The 519-nt window shown below is 30.4% G+C and carries 1 protein-coding gene; it reads right to left on the bottom strand.

Features of this window, described 5'->3' with window-relative positions; translation table 11 throughout:
- Window positions 1-519 (bottom strand): hypothetical protein (locus AC4FQX_RS15220; protein WP_491168570.1); only part of this gene is annotated, 519 nt, incomplete at both ends.

Below are 519 nucleotides of genomic sequence, written 5' to 3'. Positions count from 1 at the left end.
GGAGCAACAGAAGGATTCTTAATATCCACTAAAGTGTTGAATTTATATCCTGTATTTCCGGTAGTTACTTCTGTGTTAACTCCTCTGTCAAATACCAGATTATTTGATGCTATTGTGTTGTTAATTACTAAAGGTAATTCGTCTACAACATTTTCAGCGAAAGTCACAGATTTGTAAGTTCCATTTTTGGTTTTTTCTACTAACTTTAGTTTATAATTACCAGCAGGAGTGTTTTTATCAATAATACATTGCACGTTCATATTTGTATTATATTCAGCTGTTGGCTGAATAATTGATATAAAGCTATCAGATTGAGAATATAAAGCAACAAATAAACCATCATTATTAGTATTGCTCCAACATTTGAAACTACGATATACTGTAAAGGTTTTATTTTTATCAATAGTTTTTGTTTGTGAGCTAAAGTTTGTTACATTATAATTAGCTGCATTGTTAACAACCGTAAATTCTATAAAAGCTGGAGTTGCTCCGTCAACAATAGGAGTCCACTTATCAAAT

The organism is Flavobacterium sp. AK-301, assembly GCF_058310215.1.
Note: the sequence above shows the minus strand (reverse complement) of the source record. Positions and strands in the feature narration are given on the sequence as shown.